The sequence below is a fragment of the Stenotrophomonas sp. 99219_Sma genome, from assembly GCF_056480785.1.
This window is the reverse complement of record NZ_CM151117.1, coordinates 3137053-3160269: the sequence shown is the minus strand read 5'-3', so window position 1 is coordinate 3160269 and position 23217 is coordinate 3137053. Positions and strand designations below refer to the sequence as shown.

The following is a 23217-nucleotide window of genomic DNA, read 5'->3' as shown; positions in this document are numbered from 1 at the left end:
ATTTGGGGGATAATGGCGGCTTGCGCAGTTATCCTCCTTTTTGCCGCCCGGCTCGCGCAGGCCGCACGGACGCCTCCTCAGAGCATTTCATGCCCTCCCATTCCGATTCCCGCCGCCTGTCGGGTATGTCGTCTTCCTTTGTTTCCTTCCGCCGCCATCCGCTGGCCCTGGCCTGTGCCGGCCTGGCCCTGGTCGGCAGCTTCGGCGCCGCCGCACAGGACAGCGCGCCGACCCCGACCGGCCTGGACACGATCACCGTGACCGCCGAACACCGTGAGCAGAACCTGCAGGAAGTGCCGGTCTCGGTGGGCGTGGTGCAGGGCGAGCGCATGCGCGACTTCACCGCCGGCGGCGACGACACCCTGCTGGCGCTGTCCGGCCGCGTGCCGAGCCTGTATGCGGAAACCACCACCGGCCGCATCTTCCCGCGCTTCTACATCCGTGGCCTGGGCAACATCGACTTCTACCTCGGTGCCTCGCAGCCGGTGTCGATCATCCAGGACGACGTGGTGCTGGAACACGTGGTGCTGAAGTCCAACCCGGTCTATGACGTGGACCAGGTGGAAGTGCTGCGCGGCCCGCAGGGCTCGCTGTTCGGCCGCAACACCACCGCCGGCATCATCAAGTTCGACACCCTGAAGCCGACCCAGGACTACACCGGCCGTGTCAGCGCCAGCTACGCGTCCTACAACAGCGTGTCGATCGACGGCGGCTTCGGTGGCCCGATCAACGACATCGCCTCGTTCCGTGTGTCGGCCCTGTACCAGCACCGCGACGATTACGTCGACAACACCTACAAGGGCCCGAGCGCCGACGGCACGGTCAGCCCGAAGAAGAACGCCATGGGCGGCTTCGATGACCGCAACGTGCGCGCCCAGCTGCTGCTGACCCCGAGCGACCAATTCTCGATCCTGGCCTCGGCCCACGCCCGTGATTACGAAGGCACCTCAACCCTGTTCCTGCGCGGTGCGCTGACCAAGGGCTCGAACAAGACCGACGTGCCGCGCGACAAGGTCGCCTACGACGAAGCCGGCAACAACCCGCAGGCGTACAAGACCTATGGCGGTTCGGTGAAGGCGCGTTATGACTTCGGCGCGATCGACTTCACTTCGATCACCGCCTACGAAACCACCTCCGGTTACAGCCGTGGCGACACCGACGGCGGTGCCGCGGTGAACTTCCCGGTCAACGGCGTGCCGAACGGCTACGGCCAGTCGATGGGCCGCATCCGTGACCTGGACCAGTGGACCCAGGAGTTCCGCCTGGCCAGCCATGACGACAGCGCCCTGCAGTGGCAGGCCGGTGCGTTCTACTTCAACGGCAGCGACACCACCGACTTCTACCAGCGCGCATGGTTCCTGCAGGGCGCGGCCCGCAACCCGAACAACTGGGTGCGCCTGCGCAACAAGAACACCTCGTGGGCCGGTTTCGGCCAGATCAGCTACGCCTTCACCGACAAGTTCACCGTCACCGCCGGCCTGCGCCAGACCAAGGACGAGAAGCACACCCGCCTGCTGAAGACGGCTGACACTGCCGCTGGCGTGGTCACCTACAAGGGCCGCACCGACGTCAAGATGTCCGACACCACCCCGAGCTGGGATCTGAGCGCGATGTATCAGATCACGCCGGACGTGAGCGTCTACGCCAAGGTCGCACGCGGCTTCCGCGGCCCGACCATCCAGGGCCGTTCGGCGGTGTTCAATGCCGACTTCACCACCGCTGATTCCGAGACCATCCTGTCCTGGGAAGCGGGCGTGAAGAGCAGCCTGTGGGACAACCGCCTGCGCCTGAACGCCACCGCGTTCACCTACACCGTCAACGACATCCAGCTCAACGGCAACGATTCGGACGGCAACGGCGTGCTGTTCAACGCCGACAAGGCCAAGGCCTACGGTTTCGAAGCGGACATGGAGCTGCGTCCGATCCCGAACCTGACCCTGAGCGCCGGCCTGAGCCTGCTGCACAGCGAGATCAAGGACAAGCGCGTGTACGCGCAGGTCTGCGGCCTCAATGGCCAGGTGGTCTGCACCGTCGGCGACCCGACCATCAAGGTCGGTGCCAACACCTTCGCGCAGATCGACGGCAACCCGCTGCCGAACGCGCCGAAGTACAACGTCAACCTGGCGGCCCGCTACGACTTCCCGGTCAGCGACGCCGGCACCATGTTCGTCTCCACCGACTGGAACAAGCAGGGTTACACCAGCTTCGTGCTGTACGACAGCAAGGAGTTCAACTCCAAGGGTGACTTCGAGGGTGGCCTGAAGATCGGCTACTCGGGTAACTACGGTGCCTACGAAGTGGCGCTGTTCGCGCGCAACATCACCAACGAGAAGAACCTCAAGGGTGTGATCGAGAACTACATGGCCGCGGTCTACAACGAGCCGCGCACCGTCGGTGTCTCGCTGAACATGAACTGGTAAGCCCACCCCGTCGTGTAACGGAAACGGCGCTCATCGAGCGCCGTTTTTCGTTGCTGGCCAGGCATCATCCGTGCTCAAGGCGTGGCGCTGACGCCCTTGCCCAGCGCTGCATCGGACGGCGCACTGGGGCCCAGCACCTGCAGCTGCATCGCCTCCATCCGCTCCAGTACCTTGCGCTGCTTGCCGTTGAGGCCGCGCGAGGTGATTGCGATGTGCTTGCGTGCAGCGTCCAACGGCGCGGGTTGGTAGTGCACCCTGAAGCGGCGCAGGGCGCAGCCCGTCAGCTTGTCGACCGGTGCGCAGTCGTTCGCGTTGAAATCGATATCGCCGTCGGCGGCAACAATGAAGGGGCTGAGCAGGATCTGCCCTTCGTGGGCAGTGAAGGCCAGTGGCGCGTGGGCCTTGGCGATGACCGCCTGGATGCGTACGGCAGGGATGTCTTCAGGGACGATCCTGTCATCCCAGTAGCCTTCGGTGGGGCGCGAGGTTTCATAGTTCTGGGTGCCCCATGCCACGCAGTTGCCGGAAGCCACGTGCACCGAGATGCAGACCTGCTGGGAGTGCTGATCGGTCAGGACGCCCGGTGGTACCCAGACCTTCTTCCAGGAATAGAAACGGTAGTCGACGTCGGCAAGGCGGGTGGCGCCGATGTCCTTCGATACTTCGTCCATGGTCCCCAGCGGCTTCAGCTTGGCCACGCGGGTGTTCAGGCGGTAGTTCTCCGCACCGTTCAGCAGATAGGTGCCCGGCGGAATCAGATGCACCTCGAACACGTCCATCAACACCGTCCGCTGCGGGCCGGTTTCCAGTTCGTTGGTGTTGAACAGCTGCACATAGCCCTGGGAGGGAATGTCCTTGTGCTGGAAGGACACCCGCGTCGAGAACCCGGGCAGGTCGGTCGAGCGGTTGCCCAGATGAAAGCCGGGGACCGGAGAGCCGACGCCTGGCCCGCCGTTGTGCACGACATACGGGGCCGGCACCAGCACGGCAACCAGACCATCGCGGGTGGCACCGTCAATGATGTCCACCAGCTTGGCTGTGTTCTCCTTTTCCTGTGCATAGGAAAGCGGTGCGGCCTGCCCAGCGCATGCCAGGACCAACGGGGTTAGCAGCAGTGCGCAGGCGGTCGCGATCTTGAGGGTCTGCATCGACGTCTCCTTGTCAGTACCGGCAAACCCTAGCACGGCCCCAGCAGGCCTGAGGTGCACGGCGCCGGCGTGGTCCGGCGCCTTGTGCCATCAACGTGCCGGCAGCAGCGCCTGCAACCGCGATTCCAGTTCCTGCTGGCGCCAGCCGGCCAGTGCTGCCGGCCATTGGCGGCGTTCCAGATAGCTTTCCAGATGCTTGCGGGAGGCCAGCACGCCATCCGGCAGGCCCAGCTCGCGGCTGCGCTCGGCCACCGCGTCTTGAAGCTTCTTCACCGCCTGCTTGTTGCTGTCGTTGGCGGGTAGCGCCAGCGGTGCCCCGGCCTCATCGGCCAGCGGTGTGGACAGCGCCTGCCAGACCGCGCCGGCCAGCTTGCGCGGTGCCTTCGGGAACTGCTCGAACAGCTTGCCCAGCGCAGCCTCGTCGGCCGGTGGCGTGCGCGCCAGGGTGGCGGCCAGTTCGTTGTCCAGGATCCAGCTTCGCGGGCGGTCGCTGTTGCGTGCCTGCACATCACGCCAGCGCAGCAGGCGCAGCAGGCGGTGCTGTGCGGCCGCGTCGAGGAACTGCGCCGAGCGCATCGCCAGATGCGGCCAGCGGTCTTCGTCATTGGCGACGCTGGCCAGCAGGCGCTCGCCATCGTCGTGCAGCCACTGCTGGCGGCCGAGTGCCTGCAGCTTGGCATCAATGGCGTCATGCAGTGCGAACAGGTGCTCGACATCGTCGGCGGCATACTGCAGCTGCGACTCCGAAAGCGGGCGGCGCATCCAGTCCGAACGGGTTTCGCCCTTGGCCAGGGCGACGCCGGTGATTTCCGCCACCAGCTTCTGGTAGCCCATGCCGCCGCCGATGCCGGCCAGCGCAGCACCGATCTGGGTGTCGAACAGCGGCCGTGGCAGCACGCCGCACGCCCACTTGAAGGCGACCAGGTCTTCGCTGGCGCTGTGCATCACCTTGGTGATGGATTCATCGGCCAGCCACGGCGCCAGCGCCTCGGTCATGCCGGGAATCAGCGGGTCGATCAGCAGGATGTCCTGCCCGACCGCCATCTGCACCAGGGCCAGCTGCGGCCAGAAGGTGCGCTCACGGATGAATTCGGTATCCAGGCCGATGCGGGTCGGGCGCTGCTGGAAGTACGCATCCAGCTCGGCGGGGGTGGTGATCCAGGTTGCCACGGGTCAGGGCCTACTACTCGGGTTTGCTCAGGCAGGGGAGAATAGCCTAACGTCGGTGCGCGTCCGTGCCGAAGGAGGCTCTGCTTGCGTTTTTCGTTGTCGCCCGTGCTGTGCACCGCCCTGGCCTTGGCCCTGGCCGGCTGCACGCCGTCGCCCCCCACGGCAACGGACCGGAGTGCCGGGGAACAGGCGCGCCCGTCCGCGGACGCAGACAGCGACGAGCGCCCGCAGGCCGGGCAGGGCAGCGTGACCATCGCCGGTGAGGATGCCGCCGAGGATGTACAGCAGTGGACGCCGCCGCGGGTGGACCGCCAGGGCCGCAGCCTGGCCCAGTTGCGCCGCGCCGCCGAGCAGGCGTTCGCCGAAGGACGGCTCTATGAGGATGCCGATGCCGCCATCCCGCTGTGGCTGGCGGTACAGGAAGAGGATCCGGATGACCGCCAGGCCCGCCAAGGCCTGCAGCGCGCCCGCCAGCGCCTGCAGCAGCAGGCGGATGCGTTGCTGGTGCGGCCGCTGAAGCAGCGCGAGGCGCTGGCCGAGGCCAGCCGCCAGGCGCTGGTGCTGCTGACGCTGGCGCCGAAGGACGAGAAGGTGCGTGCGCTGCAGGGACGGGTGGAGCTTGCCCAGCGTGTGGTGGCTTACAACCGCGCCGGCGAAGAGGACCTGCGCTCGGACCGGATCGGCGAGGACGGGGACGGGGCCATCGGCAACTTCCGTGAGGCACTGGCACTGGATGAGGACAACAGCCGCGCACGGCAGGGACTGGCCGCGGCCGAAAGTGGACTGATCCGCCGCGCCGAAGACGCGGCACGCACGCGTGATTTCGCCAGCGCCGGCACCTGGCTGGCCGAAGCGAGCAAGGTGCGCGACTCGTCGCCCACCATCGCCGACGCGTTCGAGCGCATCGAGCAGATCCGTGCGGCGGCATTGCTGCAGCTGCGCGATGACGGCCTGCGCGACCTGTCCACGCCGCAGGGCCTGAAGCCGGCGCGCGAGAAACTGGCCGAGGCCCTGCGCATCGCCCTGCCGGGAGACGCGGTGGTGGCCCAGCTGCGTGAGCGTATCGACCTGGCTACCCACTACGGCAGCTTCCGCCCGGGCCAGGTGTTCAGCGACGCCATGCGCGATGGCGGACGCGGGCCGCAGATGGTGGTGGTGCCGCATGGCGGTTTCCTGATGGGCGCCGGCGATGCCGAGCCGGGCTCGAGCGATGCCGAGCGACCATCGCACTATGTGCGCTTTGATCGAGGCTTTGCGATGGCGATCACCGAGGTCACGGTCAGCGATTTCCAGCGCTACGTGAAGGCGACCAATGCGCGCCCACGGGCGACGCGGCGCGGCCATTCGGTGGTCTATGACGAACGCAGCGGCAACTTCATCCGCCGCAGCGGCGTGGACTGGCGCTCGGATTACGACGGTGGCCGCGCGATGGCCAATTCGCCGGTGATGCACGTCAGCATCCGCGATGCCGAAAACTATGCGGCATGGTTGTCCGAGCAGACCGGGCGCAGCTACCGGTTGCCCAGTGAAGCAGAGTTCGAGTACGCGCTGCGCGGTGGCAGCAGTGGTCGCTACCCCTGGGGCGATGCCGGCACGCCGCCGCCGGGCAGCGGCAATTTCACCGGCAGCAAGGACGTGTCGCCGTCCGGGCGGCATTGGCACAACGCCTTCATCGGCTATGGCGATGGCTGGTGGGGGCCGGCACCGGTAGGGAGTTTCCAGGCCAATGCCTTCGGCCTGCACGACATGGGCGGCAATCTCAGCGAATGGGTGGCCGATTGCTGGCATGCCAGCTACCGGCGCGCGCCCTCCGATGGCGCCGCCTGGTTCAACCCGGGCTGCCGCGCACGGGTGATCCGGGGCGGCAACTGGGCCAATGCGCCGGAGCAGACCCGTGCCGCCTGGCGACAATCCCAGGACTCGGATACCACCAACGCGCGCATCGGCTTCCGCCTGGTACGCGGCATCTGATCGGCGGCCGGCTTCACCCGTTGCTGGCATCGGCGCACTAAGATTGCGCCGTGCCCGCCGGCCGGCGGGGCCCGCTGGAAGCCGACCCGATGCGCAATGATCCCTTCTCCCGCTCGCCGCAAGGCCCACAACGGCGCGGCCTGTTCGGCAACATCCGCTGGTGGGTGCTGTTGCTGGCCGCTGGCTATGCGGTCTTCTACTGGTTTTCCAACCGCACGGTGGATCCGTATACCGGCGAGAAGGTGATGATCGACAGCAGCCTGGATGCGCGGCAGGAGACCGCTTTGGGGCTGCAGGCCTACCAGCAGATCCTGTCGCAGGAACGGCCGATGGATCCCAATGCGCCGATCGCGCGCGATGTGCGCGACATCGCCCAGCGGTTGATTGCCAAGGTCGATGTGGTGGAGACCGCGCTGGCCCAGGAGCACGGCGTGCAGCCGGCGCATTTCGCGCGGGATTTCCAGTGGGAAGTGAATGTGATCCCATCCGAGCAGGCCAACGCGTTCTGCCTGCCGGGCGGCAAGATGGCGGTCTACACCGGGCTGGTGCCGGTGGCGCGGACCCGTGATGCGATGGCGGTGGTGATGGGCCATGAGATTGCCCATGCGCTGCTGCGCCACGGTGCACAGCGCATGGCCCAGCAGAAGCTGACCCAGATCGGGCAGATGGCCGGCGCCGCCAGCGGCATGGATGCACAGCAGCAACAGATGATGATGTCGGCGATGGGTTATGGGTATCTGCTGCCGTATGCGCGCAGCCACGAGACGCAGGCCGATGAAGTGGGGCTGATGCTGGCCGCGGCAGCGTGCTTCGATCCACGCGAGGCGGTGCCGCTGTGGCAGCGCATGGGCCAGGCCAGCGGTGGCCAGGCGCCGCCGGAATTCTCCTCGACCCATCCCAACCCGGGTACCCGCATCCAGAACCTGCAGGCGTTGATGCCGAAGGCGCTCGAGTACCGGCAGAAGTTCTGCGAGCAGGCAAAGTAGAGGGTTGTTCGGCAGGGCTGCGCCCTGCACCTGCCGAAGCAACAGCAACAGCAACAGCAACAGCGTGCATTCCGTGGGATGGCGGGGTGGGTCCGGTTGCGGGAGACGCCGTAAACCCGTCCATGGGGGCTTGGCCGCGGCATCCATGCCGCGGACACTCCCGCAACCGGACCCACCCCGCCTTCGACAGATTCTCGCGACCTGCAGTAGATCCACGCCATGCGTGGATGCTCTTCGATCTCAATTCGAAATATTCGATTCCGATGGAGATTCATCCACGCATGCGTGGATCTACCGTGTCGACCAAGGTCGACAACTACCAACAGCCTCCGGAATCTGTCAGAGGCGGGGCGGTGTGGTTGTGCAGGACCGTTGGCGCCATGGATGGCGCCATCGAGCCCCCATGGATGGGTTTACGGCGTGTCCTGCACAGCCACACCGCCCCGCCATCCCACGGAATACCAGCTTTGGCTGTTGCTGTTGCTTGAACGCTTCTGCAGGTGCAGGGCGCAGCCCTGCCGAACACCCCTTTACTTGACCTGCACGTCGATCACGCCGTCGCCAATACGGGCCTGCAGGGCGTCACCCGGCTGCACCTGGTCGACGTGCCGCACCAGGGCACCATCATCGCTGCGGGTCAGGATGCTGTAGCCACGCGCCACGGTCGCCAGGGGGCTGACGGCTTCCAGCGAACGCGCCAGCCCGCGCAGGCGCAGTGCATCGCGTTCCAGAAGACGCTGCATCGCAATCTGCGGGCGCCCGCGCAGGGCTGCCAGGCGGCGCTGCATCGCGTCGAGCTGGCGTTGCGGATGGTGCCCGCGCAGCACCGCCGCCGCATGGCGCAGGCGCGCGGCGCGGCGCTCCTGCTGCTGGTTGAACGCGGCATGCAGGCGCCGGCCCAGATCGAGCTGGCGGCGGCGCAGCAGGTCCAGCCGCGCCTGCGGGCTCTGTGCGTTCAGGCGCAGCAGGGCACGATCGGCGCGTTGCATCGCCTGCTGCATCGCATGCCGTTGCAGCTGCACCATGCGCGCCGCCGTGCGGCGCAGGCGCAGGGCCAGTTCGCGCTGGTCGGGTACCAGCAGCTCGGCCGCCACCGACGGCGTCGGTGCGCGCAGGTCGGCGGCAAAGTCGCTGAGGCTGAAGTCGGTCTCGTGGCCCACCGCCGACACCACCGGCGTGTTGCAGGCGGCGATCGCTCGGGCCAGCGCTTCATCGTTGAAGGCCCACAGGTCTTCCAGCGAGCCGCCGCCGCGGGTCAGCAGGATCACGTCGTAGCGGCCACTGGCGTCGGCGGCCTGCAGCAGGCGGGTGATCTGCGCGGCGGCACTGCTGCCCTGGACCAGGGTCGGCAGCAGGTCCACTTCCAGCAGCGGGAAGCGGCGGCCGAGCACGCTCAGCACGTCGCGCACGGCGGCACCGGTGGGCGAGGTGATCACTGCCAGGCGCTGCACGTGCGCCGGCAGCGGCCGCTTGCGTGCCGGGTCGAACAGGCCCTCAGCCTCCAGGCGTGCCTTCAGCTCCTCGAAGGCGCGGCGCAGCGCGCCTTCGCCGGCTTCTTCCATGTGGTCCAGCACCATCTGGTACTCGCCACGGGCGTCGTACAGGGTCACCTTGCCGCGCACCAGCACGCGCATGCCTTCGCGCGGCACGAACTTCAGGTACTGCGCCTTCATCCGGAACATTGCTGCGCGCAGCTGCGCACGTGCGTCCTTCAGGGTGAAATACAGGTGCCCGGAGGCAGGGCGCGCCACGCTGCCCAGTTCGGCCTCGACCCAGATCGCCGGGAAGCTGCCTTCCAGCAGGTCGCGGGCCAGGGTGTTGAGCTGGCTGGGGGTGAGGATGTCGTTGTTGCGTGGCTGCATGGGAACGGCGTGCTGCGGGCGGAACGGGGGGCTCAGGATCGCACGTCAGCGCACCGTGTGCTGGCCCAGCGCCCACTGCACGTGTTCACGCACCAGCGGCGAGGGATCATCGATGCGGGTATGCAATGCGGCGAGCGCTTCGGCAGAGGACGGTGCGTTGCCCAGTGCCACGGCGATGTTGCGCAGCCAGCGTTCATGGCCACTGCGCCGGATCGGGCTGCCTTCGGTACGGCGCAGGAACTCGGCTTCATCCCAGGCGAACAGCTGGTCCAACCGCGCGGTATCGAGGTTGTTGCGCGCGCGGAAATCGGCTTCGTCGGTACGCTTGGCGAACTTGTTCCAGGGGCAGACCAGCTGGCAGTCATCACAGCCGTAGATGCGGTTGCCGATCAACGGCCGCATCTCTTCGGGAATGGCGCCGTCGTGCTCGATGGTCAGGTAGGAGATACAGCGCCGCGCGTCCAGCCGCTGCGGGCCGGTGATGGCCTGGGTCGGGCAGACATCGATGCAGCGCGTGCAGGTACCGCAGTGTGCTGTGGCCGCTGCATTGATCGGCAGCGGGATATCGATGTAGATCTCGCCGATGAAGAACCAGGAGCCGCCATGGCGGTCGATCAGGCAGGTGTGCTTGCCGATCCAGCCCAGGCCGGCATTGCGCGCCAGTGCGCGTTCCAGCACGGGGGCGGAATCGACGAATACGCGGTAGCCCAGCGGTGCCACTTCATCGTTGATCTGCGTGGCCAGCTTCTGCAGGCGGTTGCGCATCAGCTTGTGGTAGTCGCGACCCAAAGCGTAACGGGCCACGTAGGCGCGGCCCGGGTCGGCCAGGGTTGCCCAAGCTTCGGTGTCGTCCTTGTGGCTGTAGTCCATGCCCACCGAGATCACCCGCACGGTGCCGGGCAGCAGTTCGGCCGGGCGCGCGCGCAGGGTGCCGTGGCGCGCCATCCAGTCCATCGTGCCGTACAGGCCCTGGCCCAGCCAGTCGGCCAGGTGCGCTTCATCCTCGCCCAGCTCGATGCCGGCGATGCCACAGCGCTGGAAGCCATGCGCACGGGCGAGTTCGCGGATGCGCTGCACGGCCTGGGCCGGATCGACAGGGGCGGGGACGGTGGACATGTGCACCAGTATAAAATCCCCGCATGGCCAACCTTGCCGATCTGTTCGATTCCGCTGCCGCGCGTGCGCTTGATGCGCAGGCCTCGGCGCTGGCCGCCGAGGGCGGTTGGGGCCTGATGGCACAGGCCGGCCAGGCCGCCTGGCAGTGCCTGCTGCAGCATTGGCCGCAGGCGCAGCGGATCGGCGTGGTGGTTGGTGCGGGCAACAACGGCGGCGACGGCCATGTGCTGGCCCGCCATGCGTTGCAGGCCGGACGTGAGGTGACGGTGATCGCCTTGCCGGGGAAGCCACCGTCAACCGCGCTGGCACAGCGTGCAGCATCGGAATTCACATCCGACGGCGGCACCCTCACCGATTTCGACGGCGCGCTTCCCGAGGCCGATATCTGGGTCGATGCCCTGTTCGGGCTGGGCTTCGATCGCGTGCCGGAGGGCGTGGCGCGGACGCTGATTGCCGCGCTCAACGCGCAGGCGGCACCGGTTCTGGCGCTGGACGTCCCCAGTGGCGTGGATGCCGACCGCGGCGCCGTACCGGGCGAGGCGGTGAGGGCGGCGCTGACCGTGCAGTTCATCGTGCCGCATCGCGGGCTGTACACCGGCGATGCGCTGGACCATTGCGGGCGGAAGGCGCTGGCGCCGCTGCAGCTACCCGCGGCCGCATGGCAGGGCGTGTCACCCGCTGCGCAGCTCTGGACGCAGGTGCGCCTGCCAGCCCTGCTGCCGCCGCGCCGCACCAATACCCACAAGGGCGAATCCGGGCACGTGCTGTGCGTCGGCGGCAACCATGGCAGCGGCGGCGCCATCGCGATGGCGGCCGAAGCCGCCTTGCGCGCGGGTGCTGGATTGCTGAGCCTGGGCACCCGCCGCGACCACGTTGGCCCGTTGCTGGCGCGGCTGCCCGAGGCCATGACCCATGCACTGGAAGATGGTGACGCGCTGCCGGCACTGCTGGACAAGGCCAGGGTGGTGGCGATCGGCCCCGGTCTGGGCCAGGACGAATGGGCGCGCGCACTGTTTGCGCGGGTGCTGGCCAGCGCCAGGCCACTGGTGGTCGATGCCGATGCACTGAACCTGCTGGCGCAGGATCCGCGCGCGCTGCCCGACGCCATCCTTACGCCACACCCGGGCGAGGCCGCGCGCCTGCTGGGTTGCAGCACGTCTGACATCCAGGCCGATCGCTTCACCTGCGCGCAGGCACTGGCCGAGCGCTTCCACGCCGTGGTGGTGCTAAAGGGCGCCGGCAGCATCGTCGCAGCGCCGGGGCAACGGCCACGACTGATCGCGGCTGGCAATCCCGGCATGGCCGTGGGTGGCATGGGAGACCTGCTGACAGGCATCATCGCCAGCCTGCGTGGGCAAGGCCTGGCCGCCTTCGATGCCGCCGCCGCTGGTGCGCTGCTGCATGCGCTTGCCGGCGACGTCGCTGCCGCCGACGGCGCGCGCGGCCTGCTTCCAACTGATCTGCTGTCGCCGCTGCGGCGACTGGCCAACCCGGAACTTTCCCGATGATCGATTTCTTCCTTGCCGACAGCGCTGCCACTGAACTGCTCGGGCAGTGGCTGGCCGCCACCCGACCGCCGCAGGCGCTGGTCGAACTGCGCGGCGACCTGGGCGCCGGCAAATCCACCACCGCCCGCGCACTGCTGCGCGCACTGGGCGTGCAGGGGGCGATCCGCAGCCCGACCTACACCCTGGTCGAGCGCTATCCGCTGGCCAGCGGTGGCGAGGCCTGGCATCTGGATCTGTACCGGATCGGCCAGGCCGGCGAGCTCGATTTTCTCGGGCTGGACGAGGGCAGCGCGGTGTTGTGGCTGGTGGAATGGCCGGAACGCGGCGCTGGCGCGCTGCCGCCGACCGACCTGGTGGTGGCGCTGGAGATCGAGGGGCAGGGGCGTCGCGTCCGTCTCACTGGAGCCAGCGACGTCGGACATGAATGGCTGGAACGGCTCCCCCAAGGGGGCGACTTGCAGGCCATTTCTGTCGGCTGACGAGAACAAACACCGGCAGGTTACGGATTATTAAGGAAAAAGGTGTTGCATTCCGTTCAGCGCGGTGATTGAATCCTGAGCCATGCGCCCGGGGAACCGTCTCATTGCCATCTGTGCCGCCGTCGGACTGAGTCTGGCGAGCGTCAGTGCGTGGGCCGGTGAAGTCCGTCAGGTCCTGCTGAATACCGGCGCCACCGGCACCCGTGCCGAGATCTCGCTGGTCGGCAGTGGCGGTTACAAGACCTTGTCGCTGGCCGGACCGAACCGCCTGGTGGTCGATTTCCCGGACTCCAGCGCCATACGCAACCTGAAAATGCCGGCCGCGCAGGGCGTGGTCACGGCGGTGCGTACCGGACAGCCGGTGCCGGGGACCTTCCGTGTCGTTTTCGACCTTGCTGAATCGGTGGCGCCGTTCCGCCCACAGATGCAGCGCGAAGGCAATGAATCCAAGCTGGTGATCGAATGGCCGGGCGATGGCCCGGCCGTGGCCGCCAGCCGCCCGCCAGCGACGCCGGCGGTGCAGCCGCAGGCACCGGTCAACACGCCCGCACCGACGCCGGCCGAGAGCGCGCAGTCGCGCAACGACGCCGCGCGCGCCACCGCGCTGTTGACCGCGCAGGTACAGCAGCAGGCCAGCGCCGCCGCTGCCACACCGGCTACTCCGACCCCGGCCCCGTCCACTGCACCGGCCCAGGTCGCGGCAGCGGGCACGGCTGCCAGGAGTACGCCGTCCGCATCGCCGGCTGCGATCCTTGCCGGCCAGCGTACCGCCGCCGTGGTAACCACGCCGCCGGCCACAGCGCCTGCACCGGTTCCGACCACGGTGGTGCCACCGCGTCCGGCCATGCCCAGCGATGCCTCGCGCATCCGCATGCAGGCTGGCATGCGCCACCTGGTGGTGGCCATCGATCCAGGCCACGGCGGCCAGGACCCCGGTGCGATCGGCCCGACCGGCAAGCGCGAGAAGGATGTGACCCTGGCCGTAGCGCGTGAGCTGGCCCGCCAGGTCAACGCGACGCCGGGCCTGAAGGCCTACCTGACCCGCGACAGCGACGTGTTCATTCCGCTGCCGATGCGCGCGCAGAAGGCGCGTGCGAACAAGGCCGACATCTTCATTTCGATCCATGCCGACGCGGCGGAAAACCGTTCGGCCACGGGCTCGTCGGTGTACGTGCTGTCGACCAAGGGAGCCTCTTCGCAGCGCGCCCGCTGGCTGGCGGACAAGGAAAACGCGGCCGACCTGGTCGGTGGCGTGCGCCTGCAGCAGACCGAAGGCACGCTCGCCAACGTGCTGCTGGATCTGGCCCAGAGCGGCTACATGAAGGCGTCCGAGGACGCGGCCGGCCATGTGCTGGGCGGCCTGAAGCGGATCGGCAACAACCACAAGCCGAACATCGAGCGCGCCAACTTCGCGGTGCTGCGTACTTCGGACATGCCGGCGATGCTGGTGGAAACCGCGTTCATCTCCAATCCGGATGAAGAGCGCCGCCTGATCGACCCGGCCTACCAGCGCAAGATCGCCGGTGCGGTACTGGACGGTGTGCACACGTTCTTCAGCCGTCAGCCGCCGCCGGGCACGTTGTATGCCGCCCGGGCCCAGGCCGAGATCGACGCCGCCGGCACCATGGCCGGCGGTAGCAAGTAACCCGCCGAAGGCGGGTTACTGCTTTCTGTAGAGTCGAGCGGCGCTCGACTGGGCCTTCCCGGTAGCCCGTCAGTCGAGCATGGCTCGACTCTACCCTCGGCCGCTCCGTTATCATCCCCGCATGACGTCTGCTACCCATCCGCGCCCGATCCGGCCGTTGCCGGAGATCCTCATCAACCAGATCGCCGCTGGCGAAGTGGTCGAACGTCCCGCGTCGGTGGTCAAGGAGCTGGTCGAGAACGCGATCGATGCCGGCGCCAGCCGCGTTGATATCGATCTTGAGGAGGGCGGTGTCCGCCTGATCCGCATCCGCGACAACGGCAGTGGCATCGCGCCGGAACAGCTGCCGCTGGCGGTATCGCGCCACGCCACCAGCAAGATCGCCGATCTGGACGATCTTGAATCGGTGGCCACGCTCGGTTTCCGGGGTGAAGCGCTGCCGTCGATCGCCTCGGTCAGCCGCTTCACCCTGTCCTCGCGTCGCGCACATGACGAACACGGTTCGGCGCTGCAGATCGAAGGCGGCAAGATCGGCGAAGTGACGCCGCGCGCGCATGCGCCGGGCACCACGGTGGAAGTGCGCGAGCTGTTCTACAACGTACCGGCGCGGCGCAAGTTCCTGCGCGCCGAGCGCACCGAGCTGGGCCATATCGAAGAATGGCTGCGTTCGCTGGCGCTGGCGCGGCCGGATGTCGAACTGCGCGTCTCGCACAACGGCAAGGCCTCGCGTCGCTACAAGCCGGGCGATCTGTATTCCGATGCGCGATTGGCCGAAACGCTGGGCGAGGATTTCGCCAACCAGGCCGTTCGCGTCGACCACAGCGGTGCCGGCCTGCGCCTGCACGGCTGGATCGCGCAGCCGCATTATTCGCGCGCCAGCGCCGACCAGCAGTACCTGTACGTCAACGGCCGCTCGGTGCGCGACCGCAGCGTCGCCCATGCGGTGAAGATGGCCTATGGTGATGTGCTGTATCACGGCCGCCAACCGGCCTACGTGCTGTTCCTGGAGCTTGACCCGACCCGCGTCGACGTCAACGTGCACCCGGCCAAGCACGAGGTGCGCTTCCGCGACTCGCGGCTGGTGCATGATTTTGTCTACCGCACGCTGAAGGATGCGCTGGCCGATACCCGCGCCGGCATGTCGGTGCAGGACATCGGCGCCGGCTCCGCGCATCCGGTGGATGCAGGCGCGGCACCGATGCTCTCCAGTGCAGGTGCCTCCGGTTTCGGTCTGGTACGCGGTGCCGCACCGGGTGCCGGTTCGAGTGGTGGCGGTGGTGGATTCTCGGGTTGGCGCCCGCAGCAACCGCTGGGATTGCAGGTGGCCGATGCACCGGCGGCCTATGCCGCGCTGTATGCCGCACCGGCCGGCGCCGAACGCGGTGCTGCGCTGCCGCCGATGCCGACCGAGAACGGGCTGCCGGTCACCAGTGCCGACGCTGGCGTGCCGCCGCTGGGCTACGCGATCGCGCAGCTGCATGGCATCTACATCCTGGCCGAGAACGCCGAAGGCCTGATCGTGGTCGACATGCATGCGGCACACGAACGCATCGGTTACGAGCGGCTGAAGAACGCGCACGATGGCATCGGCCTGCAGTCGCAGCCGCTGCTGGTGCCGATCACGCTCGCAGTGGGCGAGCGCGAAGCCGACACCGCCGAGAATGAAAGTGAAACCCTGGCCGAACTCGGCTTCGAAGTGACCCGTGCCGGTCCCGGTGCGCTGCACGTGCGCAGCATTCCGGCGCTGCTGGCGCATGCCGAACTGGAAGGCCTGCTGCGCGATGTGCTGACCGACCTGCGCGAACACGGCCAGAGCCGGCGCGTGGCCAGTGCACGCGACGAACTGCTGTCGACCATGGCCTGCCATGGCGCGGTGCGCGCCAACCGGCGCCTGACCGTGCCGGAAATGAACGCGCTGCTGCGCGACATGGAAATCACCGAGCGGTCCGGCCAGTGCAACCACGGCCGGCCGACCTGGGCCCGTTTTTCGCTGGCGGAGATCGACCGCTGGTTCCTGCGCGGACGTTGAGGGGAGCATCGATGCGTTATCGGGGAATGGGCGGCCTGCTGGCCGCTTTGGTGTTGGCCGCCTGCAGCCCGGCGACGCCGCCGGCACCAGCCTCGGCCGCGGAGGATCCGTCCTATGCCGCCGAGCAGCAGCAGTGGCGGGTGGCACGCTATCAGGACCTGACCCGGCCCGATGGCTGGACCGCGCTGGTCGGCCTGCACTGGCTGCAGAACAAATCCCACTTCGTCGGCAGCGGCGCGACCAATGGCATCCGCCTGGCGGTTGGGCCGGACAAGCTGGGCCTGCTGCGCCGTGAAGGCAGCCAATGGTGCTTCACGCCCGAAGCCGGCGTGGATGTCAGCCATGATGGCCAGCCGGTGCGCGGCCGCATCCGCATCGACACCGACAAGGATGCGCAGCCGACGCTGCTGGCTTTCGATGGCGGCAAAGGCCAGCTCAGCATCATCCGCCGCGGTCCGCGCGATGCGCTGCGGGTCAAGCACGCCGATGCGCCGGCACGTCGCGATTTCGGTGGGCTGGAGTACTGGCCGGGCGGCCCGGACTGGCAGGTGCAGGCGCGCTTCATCGCGCACCCGCCGGGCAAGACCCTGCCCATCGTCGACATCACCGGCCTGACCACCGAAATGCCCAATGCAGGCGCGGTCGAGTTCCAGCGCGATGGCCGCAGCTGGCGGCTGGAGGCGATCGGTGCGCCGGGGCAGCCGCTGTTCCTGATCTTTGCCGATCGCACCAGTGGCCGTGGCAGCTATCCGGCCGGTCGCTATCTGGATACCGATGCCCCCGCTGCCGATGGCACCGTGCGCATCGATTTCAACCATGCCTACAACCCACCGTGTGCGTTCACCGCCTACGCGACCTGCCCGTTGGCGCCGCCGGAAAACCGGTTGGACCTGCGTGTGGAAGCGGGCGAGAAGGCGTACCACCTGCCTGAAGGAGAAGGCTGATATGCCGATCAGATCCCTGTTGCGTGCCTCCGTTCTGTTGGCGGCCTGTGCGCTGGCACCGCTGGTTGCAGCGCGTACCGTGCAAGCCGATACCACTGGCGCAGCGGCGGCCAAGCCGCCGGTGCCGTTGCTGTGGAAAGTGACCGGCCCGGGTGACTCGCGCCTCTACCTGCTCGGTTCCTTCCACCTGCTGAAGCCGCAGGATTACCCGTTGTCGCCCGATGTTGAACAGGCGTTCGAGGCCTCGCAGCGGGTCGTGTTCGAACTGTCGCCGGAAGACATGCAGTCGCCACAGCTGGCCAGCCGCATGGTGCAGGCGGCGGTGCGCACCGATGGCAGCGAGCTCAAGCGCGATCTGGATGCTGCGACCTGGCAGAAGCTGCAGGTGTTCGCCACCGAAAACAAGCTGCCGCTGGCGCAGATGCAGGGGATGAAGCCGTGGTTTGTCGGCCTGAGCATTTCGGTCGGGCAGATGCAGAAGCTGGGCCTGGACCCGGCACTGGGCCTGGACCGTCACTTCATGGAGCGTGCGCAGAAGACCGGGCGCAAGACTGCGGGACTGGAAGACATCGACACCCAGATCGGCATGCTCGACGGAATGACGCTGCAGGAACAGCGGCAGATGCTGGCCGAAGCGCTGGACCAGGCCGGCAAGGCCGACGAGCAGGCACGCCAGCTGCACGACGCCTGGCGCCGCGGTGACGAGCGCGTGCTGTGGACCCGGATGGCGGCGGAAATGCGCCAGCAGTATCCGCAGCTGTATCAGCGCATCAATACCGGCCGCAATGACGCCTGGGTGCCGAAGCTGCTGCCGTACCTGCAGGCCGGGCAGGGCGGTACGCTGGTGGTGGTGGGCACGCTGCACCTGCTGGGCAACGACGGCGTGGTCGAGAAGCTGAAGGCGAAGGGTTACAAGGTCGAGCGCGTATGCACGGGGTGCAAGGCGAAACGCTGACGTATCGTTGGCGCGATGCCAAACAAAACGGCGCGCCAGGGGCGCGCCGTTTTCGTATCAGCCGTTGCAGCAGCTCAGCGGCGGGTCTTGCCGCCGGTGCCGGTGCCCGGTTCGTTCGGCTTGTTGCCGGTACCTGCGCCGGTTCCCGTTCCGGTGCCGCCCGGACGCGGGCCACCGAAGCCCGTGCCCATGTTGCGCTGGAATTCCTGCCACAGCTCCAGGTTGCGCTCGGTCAGCTGGTTCATCATCGCCCACGGGGTCTGCCCCAGCAGGTTGCCCATCTGCTGGCGGAACTGCTGCTGCTGGTCGAGGAAGACCTGCATGCTGCGCTCCAGGTAGTTGCCCATGAAGCCCTGCAGGGAGTCGCCGTAGAAGCGGATCAGCTGGCTCAGCAGCTGGGTGGACAGCATCGGTTCGCCGTCCTGTTCCTGGTCGGCGATGATCTGCAGCAGGACCGATCGCGTGAGGTCGTCGCCGCTCTTGGCGTCGCGGACTTCGAAGTCTTCACCGTCCAGGATCAGCTGGCGCACGTCCTCGATGGTGATGTAGCTGGAGATCTCGGTGTCGTAGAGACGGCGGTTCGGATACTTCTTGATGATGCGGGTCGCAGCCATGAAGCGGTACTCGTCACAGTAGACGCGCAGCATGGCGCAGTGCAGCAGCCGTTGCAACCGCCTCAGCCCCCGCCAGGCTTGGCTTTCGGCGGCGATCATGTTGCGCAACAAGGGTTTGCGTGCTGCGCAGCATGACTCTTGGCAGGGGCCGGCGGTGTTCGCCGCGATGGCCCGCTGCGCGGCTTACCAACCCATATGGTGGCCGCCGTTGATGTCCAGGTTGCTACCGGTGATCCACGAGGCTTCATCGGCGACCAGGAACGAGACGCCGTAGGCGATTTCCTCCGGCTTGCCCAGGCGTCCGGTGGGGATGTCGGCGATGATCTTGGCACGCACCTCCTCCGGCACCGCCATCACCATGTCGGTAGCGACGTAGCCGGGCGAAATGGTGTTGACGGTGATGCCGAAACCGGCGTTCTCGCGGGCCAGCGAGATGGTGAAGCCGTGCATGCCGGCCTTGGCCGCCGCGTAGTTGGCCTGACCGTACTGGCCCTTCAGGCCGTTGATCGAGCTGATCTGGATGACCCGGCCCCAGCCGCGGCGGCGCATGCCCTCGATGACCGGACGGGTGACGTTGAACACCGAATTGAGATTGGTGTTGATCACATCGTGCCACTGGTCCGCGCGCATGCGGTGGAAGGTGGTATCGCGGGTGATGCCGGCGTTGTTGACCAGGATCTCGACCGGACCCAGTTCGGCCTCGACCGCGCGCACCAGCGCTTCGGCGCTGTCCGGATCGGAGACATCGCCCGGGAAGATCGACACGCTGTAGCCGCGTTCGGTCATCGCCTGCTGCCAGGCGCGGGCCTTGGCCTCGTCGCGGTAGTTGGTGGCGACCCGGTGGCCCTGGTCGGCCAGGCGTTGGCAGATGGCGGTACCGATGCCGCCGGTTCCGCCGGTGACCAGTGCGACGCGAGATGTCATGGAGTGCTGTCCGGGTATCAGGTGGGGGAAGGGTGATTCTGCAACATCGGCGCGGAAAGTGCGCCGGCCGGCAACAGGATGTCGCTACGCGGCAACCGCGCCGGGTCGAAGGCCTGTCGAGCGGTGGCCAGCAGCGCGTCCAGATCGTGTGCCTGCGCCAGCGCCTCAGGGGCTTGGCCGAGCAGCTGCCAGAGCTGGCGCAGCACCGGCAGCGGGCGTGCGCTGTCCACCGGCAGCGACGCCAGCGACTTGGACAGCTTGTGGCCCGGCGCATCGAGCAGTAGCGGCAGGTGCCAGTAGCGCGGTACCGCCAGGCCCAGCGCCTGCTGCAGCAGGATCTGCCGCGCGGTGGAGTCGAGCAGGTCGGCACCGCGCACCACTTCGGTCACCCCCTGCGCGGCGTCATCGACCACCACCGCCAGCTGGTAGGCCCAGCAGCCATCGGCGCGGCGCAGCACGAAGTCGCCGACCTCGGCATGCACGTCCTGCTGCTGCGGGCCGCGCAGGCCATCGTCGAAGTGCACAAGGCTGCCGGGCGGCACGCGGAAGCGGACGGCCGGGTCCGGTCGTGGTTGCCGGGCGACGCAGCGATGATGGATGCCGCCGCCGGCGGCAAGGTCGCTGCGGCTGCAGTGGCAGACAAAGGCCTGGTCGCTGGCGAGCAGTTCATCCAGCGCGGCCTGGTAGGCCTCGCCGCGCGTGCTCTGCCAGAGTACCGGGCCATCGTGGACCAGGCCGAACGCGGCCAGCGCCTGCAGCTGTGATTCCGCCGCACCGGGCACGGTGCGCGGCGGGTCGACGTCTTCGACGCGCAGCCGCCACAGGCCGCCGTGATGGCGGGCGAGCAGCCAGCTGCCGAAGGCGGCGAGCAGGGATCCGGGGTGGAGCAGGCCGGTCGGCGAAGGGGCGAAACGGCCGCAGGGAATGGGGGAGGTCATGCTGGCTGAATCGTCGGTCAGGTTGGCGCTTGAATTCAAGCTGACCGCACCGCAAATTGATCGATATCGACCCCTTCCGAGCCGGAATTTCCCATGTTCACCCGTATTGCCCTCTTCCTGGCCACGAACTTTGCCGTGCTGATCCTGGCCAGCATCGTGATGTCGCTGTTGGGAACCGACCCCAGCAAGATGAGCGGCCTGCTGATCATGGCCGGCATCTTCGGTTTCGGTGGCTCCTTCATCTCGCTGCTGCTGTCCAAGTGGATGGCCAAGCGCTCCACCGGTGCGGTGGTCATCACCGAGCCGCGCAACCAGACCGAGCGCTGGCTGCTGGCTACCGTCGAGCGCCAGGCCAAGGCGGCCGGCATCGGCATGCCCGAAGTGGCCGTGTATGAAGGTCCGGAGATCAATGCCTTCGCCACCGGTGCCAACCGCAACAACGCGCTGGTCGCGGTGTCCACCGGCCTGCTGCACAACATGAGCGAAGACGAGGCCGAAGCGGTGCTGGGCCACGAGATCGCCCACGTCGCTAACGGTGACATGATCACCATGGCCCTGCTGCAGGGTGTGCTGAACACCTTCGTGATCGTGCTGGCCCGCGTGGTCGGCGGCATCATCGACAGCGCACTGTCGGGCAACCGCGAAGGTGGCGGCCGCGGCTTCGCCTACTACATCATCGTGTTCGTGCTGGAGATGGTGTTCGGCCTGTTCGCCACCATGATCTCGATGTGGTTCTCGCGCCATCGCGAGTTCCGCGCCGACGCAGGCGGTGCCTCGCTGGCCGGCCGCCAGAAGATGATCGCCGCGCTGGAGCGCCTGCAGCTCAACCACGGCCAGAGCACGCTGCCGACGCAGATCGCGGCGTTCGGTATTGCCGGTTCGACCGCGAAGAAGCTGTTCATGAGCCACCCGCCGCTGGAAGAGCGCATCGCCGCGCTGCGGGCGTCGACGGTGGCGTAAGCCTCCGCTTCCAAGGCAGTGCAGGAACGCCTGGCCTCGCGCCGGGCGTTTTTGTTTGAGGGATGCATTGCGGATGCCGGGTCGTGCCCGGCGGATCGTTTCCGCGCCTGCGGAGAGGTGTCACTTTCTTTGCTCGTGCAAAGAAAGTAACCAAAGAAACACGCCGCCAGGGCGCGAGCCGATGCTGCGCATCGGTACCCTGCGCTCCTCGGTCCGTCGAGGGACGGTGCGGGAACTCGCTGCGCTCAGACACCCGCACCTCTTCGCCCTCGCCGGACCTGCGGTGCTCGGCTCGCTCAAGGCGGAACCAAGGTCAAATGCCACAGCCGCACCCGGTTGATCCACGCCACGCGTGGATGCTGTTGCTGTTGATCTTGACCTTCCAGTCCGCCTTGAGCGAGCCGAGCATCGCAGGGGAATCAGGGGCGAAGAGGCGCCGGTGTTTGAGCGCAGCGAGTTCGGCGCCGTCCCCTGATTCGCCGAGAAGCGCAGGGTACCGGCGCGTAGCGACGGCTCGCGCCCTGGCGGAGCGTTTCTTTGGTTACTTTCTTTGCGCACAAAGAAAGTAACACCCCTCCGCGGTCGCGGAAATGATCCCCGGGCATCGCCCGGCGCTACCAATGCGTCGGCGCACAAACAAAAACGGCACCTTCGCAGGTGCCGTCTCCATGAACCGCGTCTACGCGCAGATCAGAACTTCGCGTCGAACTCCGCCGCGTAACCGGTGTTGACCAGTACCTTCTGCAGCGACTCGGCCACCTTCAGGTTGCCGGCCACGATCTGGTGGGTCTCCGGACCGCGGTTGTCCATGCGGCCCAAGGTGGCGCCCTTGAAGTCGCAGACCTTGCCACCGGCCTCGCGGACCAGCAGCAGGCCGGCAGCGATGTCCCACGCCTTCACGCCAGCTTCGAAGTAGGCGTCGGCGCGGCCGCAGGCCACGTAGGCCAGGTCCAGTGCCGCCGAGCCGGTGCGGCGGATGTCTTCGCCGTGTACCAGCAGGGCGTCGACCGCCTTCAGCTGGGCGCTGGCGCGGTTGCGCTCACGCGGCGCGAAGCCGGTGTGGATCATCGTGCCTTCCAGATCCTTGCGTTCGGCCACGCGGATGCGGCGGTCGTTCAGCACGGCGCCGGCGCCACGGCTGGCGGTGAACAGTTCATTGCGCAGCGGGTCGAAGATGACCGCATCGGTCGGCTCGCCATTCTCGACCAGGGCGATCGACACGCAGTAGTGCGGCACGCCGCGCAGGTAGTTGCTGGTGCCGTCCAGCGGGTCGATGACCCACATGTGGCGACGCTCGCCCTGCACGCCGCCTTCCTCGCCGAATACACCGTATTCGGGGTAGGCGCGCTTGAGTTCCTTGACGATGACCTTTTCCGCGTCCGCATCCACTTCGCTGGCGTAGTCCATCCGGCCCTTCTGCACCACGTTCAGTGCCTCGAGCTTGTTGATGTTGCGCAACAGGACGTTGCCGGCGAGGCGGGCGGCCTTGACCATGACGGTTACGGCGGGTTTCTGCATGGCGTGGGCTCCCGGAAAGGCAGAAGAGAT

At 67.6% G+C, this 23217-nt stretch carries 18 protein-coding genes; 10 read left to right on the top strand and 8 right to left on the bottom strand.

Annotation, left to right across the window (positions count from 1 at the left end):
• Positions 1-89: 89 nt before the first annotated feature.
• On the top strand, positions 90-2420 hold the full coding sequence (locus ACZK13_RS14505; RefSeq protein WP_032130294.1) for a TonB-dependent receptor: 2331 nt from the start codon (positions 90-92) through the stop codon (positions 2418-2420).
• 74 nt (positions 2421-2494) lie between these two features.
• On the opposite strand, the gene ACZK13_RS14500 is transcribed toward ACZK13_RS14505, so the two are convergent.
• Entirely contained in the window at positions 2495-3568 is a 1074-nt protein-coding gene (locus ACZK13_RS14500; protein ID WP_032130293.1) for a hypothetical protein, read from the bottom strand.
• 90 nt (positions 3569-3658) lie between these two features.
• Positions 3659-4738: a ribonuclease D gene (gene rnd / locus ACZK13_RS14495; protein WP_032130292.1), complete on the bottom strand. Its 1080-nt coding sequence runs from the start codon at positions 4736-4738 to the stop codon at positions 3659-3661.
• A gap of 84 nt (positions 4739-4822) precedes the next feature.
• Between rnd and ACZK13_RS14490 the strand changes: the two genes are divergently transcribed.
• Positions 4823-6709: an SUMF1/EgtB/PvdO family nonheme iron enzyme gene (locus ACZK13_RS14490; protein WP_478481856.1), complete on the top strand. Its 1887-nt coding sequence runs from the start codon at positions 4823-4825 to the stop codon at positions 6707-6709.
• 89 nt (positions 6710-6798) lie between these two features.
• On the top strand, positions 6799-7695 hold the full coding sequence (locus ACZK13_RS14485) for a M48 family metallopeptidase (protein ID WP_106468687.1): 897 nt from the start codon (positions 6799-6801) through the stop codon (positions 7693-7695).
• 530 nt (positions 7696-8225) lie between these two features.
• On the opposite strand, the gene xseA is transcribed toward ACZK13_RS14485, so the two are convergent.
• Positions 8226-9557, bottom strand: a complete 1332-nt coding sequence (gene xseA, locus ACZK13_RS14480) for an exodeoxyribonuclease VII large subunit (protein WP_478481855.1) — start codon at positions 9555-9557, stop codon at positions 8226-8228.
• 45 nt (positions 9558-9602) lie between these two features.
• Complete coding sequence (gene queG, locus ACZK13_RS14475; RefSeq protein WP_253143613.1) at positions 9603-10673, bottom strand: tRNA epoxyqueuosine(34) reductase QueG; 1071 nt, start codon at positions 10671-10673, stop codon at positions 9603-9605.
• A 23-nt stretch (positions 10674-10696) separates the two neighbouring features.
• Here queG and ACZK13_RS14470 point away from each other — a divergent pair, with 23 nt between their 5' ends.
• The 6 genes from ACZK13_RS14470 to ACZK13_RS14445 all read left to right on the top strand — a co-directional run bounded on the left by ACZK13_RS14470 (position 10697) and on the right by ACZK13_RS14445 (position 18233).
• Entirely contained in the window at positions 10697-12181 is a 1485-nt protein-coding gene (locus ACZK13_RS14470; protein WP_253143612.1) for an NAD(P)H-hydrate dehydratase, read from the top strand.
• Positions 12178-12660 carry a tRNA (adenosine(37)-N6)-threonylcarbamoyltransferase complex ATPase subunit type 1 TsaE gene (gene tsaE, locus ACZK13_RS14465; RefSeq protein ID WP_049401237.1) on the top strand — a complete coding sequence of 161 codons (483 nt, stop codon included), beginning with the start codon at positions 12178-12180 and terminating at the stop codon, positions 12658-12660. Before ACZK13_RS14470 ends, tsaE begins: the two co-directional genes overlap by 4 nt.
• 82 nt (positions 12661-12742) lie before the next feature.
• On the top strand, positions 12743-14305 hold the full coding sequence (locus ACZK13_RS14460) for an N-acetylmuramoyl-L-alanine amidase (protein ID WP_478481853.1): 1563 nt from the start codon (positions 12743-12745) through the stop codon (positions 14303-14305).
• A 121-nt stretch (positions 14306-14426) separates the two neighbouring features.
• Positions 14427-16334, top strand: a complete 1908-nt coding sequence (mutL, locus tag ACZK13_RS14455; RefSeq protein ID WP_478481851.1) for a DNA mismatch repair endonuclease MutL — start codon at positions 14427-14429, stop codon at positions 16332-16334.
• 11 nt (positions 16335-16345) lie between these two features.
• A complete protein-coding gene (locus ACZK13_RS14450; RefSeq protein WP_293797719.1) occupies positions 16346-17278 on the top strand; it encodes a DUF1684 domain-containing protein in 933 nt (310 codons plus the stop codon).
• A 1-nt stretch (position 17279) separates the two neighbouring features.
• Positions 17280-18233, top strand: a complete 954-nt coding sequence (locus ACZK13_RS14445; RefSeq protein WP_285301632.1) for a TraB/GumN family protein — start codon at positions 17280-17282, stop codon at positions 18231-18233.
• Positions 18234-18307: 74 nt separating this feature from the next.
• On the opposite strand, the gene phaR is transcribed toward ACZK13_RS14445, so the two are convergent.
• The 3 genes from phaR to gluQRS all read right to left on the bottom strand — a co-directional run bounded on the left by phaR (position 18308) and on the right by gluQRS (position 20709).
• A complete protein-coding gene (gene phaR, locus ACZK13_RS14440; RefSeq protein ID WP_032130258.1) occupies positions 18308-18847 on the bottom strand; it encodes a polyhydroxyalkanoate synthesis repressor PhaR in 540 nt (179 codons plus the stop codon).
• 183 nt (positions 18848-19030) lie between these two features.
• On the bottom strand, positions 19031-19771 hold the full coding sequence (gene phbB, locus ACZK13_RS14435) for an acetoacetyl-CoA reductase (protein WP_049423910.1): 741 nt from the start codon (positions 19769-19771) through the stop codon (positions 19031-19033).
• 17 nt (positions 19772-19788) lie between these two features.
• A complete protein-coding gene (gene gluQRS / locus ACZK13_RS14430) occupies positions 19789-20709 on the bottom strand; it encodes a tRNA glutamyl-Q(34) synthetase GluQRS (RefSeq protein ID WP_478481849.1) in 921 nt (306 codons plus the stop codon).
• A gap of 93 nt (positions 20710-20802) precedes the next feature.
• Between gluQRS and htpX the strand changes: the two genes are divergently transcribed.
• Positions 20803-21669, top strand: coding sequence for a protease HtpX (htpX, locus tag ACZK13_RS14425; protein ID WP_049457138.1), 867 nt, complete (start codon positions 20803-20805; stop codon positions 21667-21669).
• Between the two features lie 690 nt (positions 21670-22359).
• Here the strand turns inward: htpX and ACZK13_RS14420 are convergent.
• The gene (locus tag ACZK13_RS14420; RefSeq protein WP_049401244.1) at positions 22360-23187 is read right to left on the bottom strand and encodes an inositol monophosphatase family protein; all 828 of its coding nucleotides are present in this window, start codon (positions 23185-23187) and stop codon (positions 22360-22362) included.
• Positions 23188-23217 lie beyond the last annotated feature (30 nt).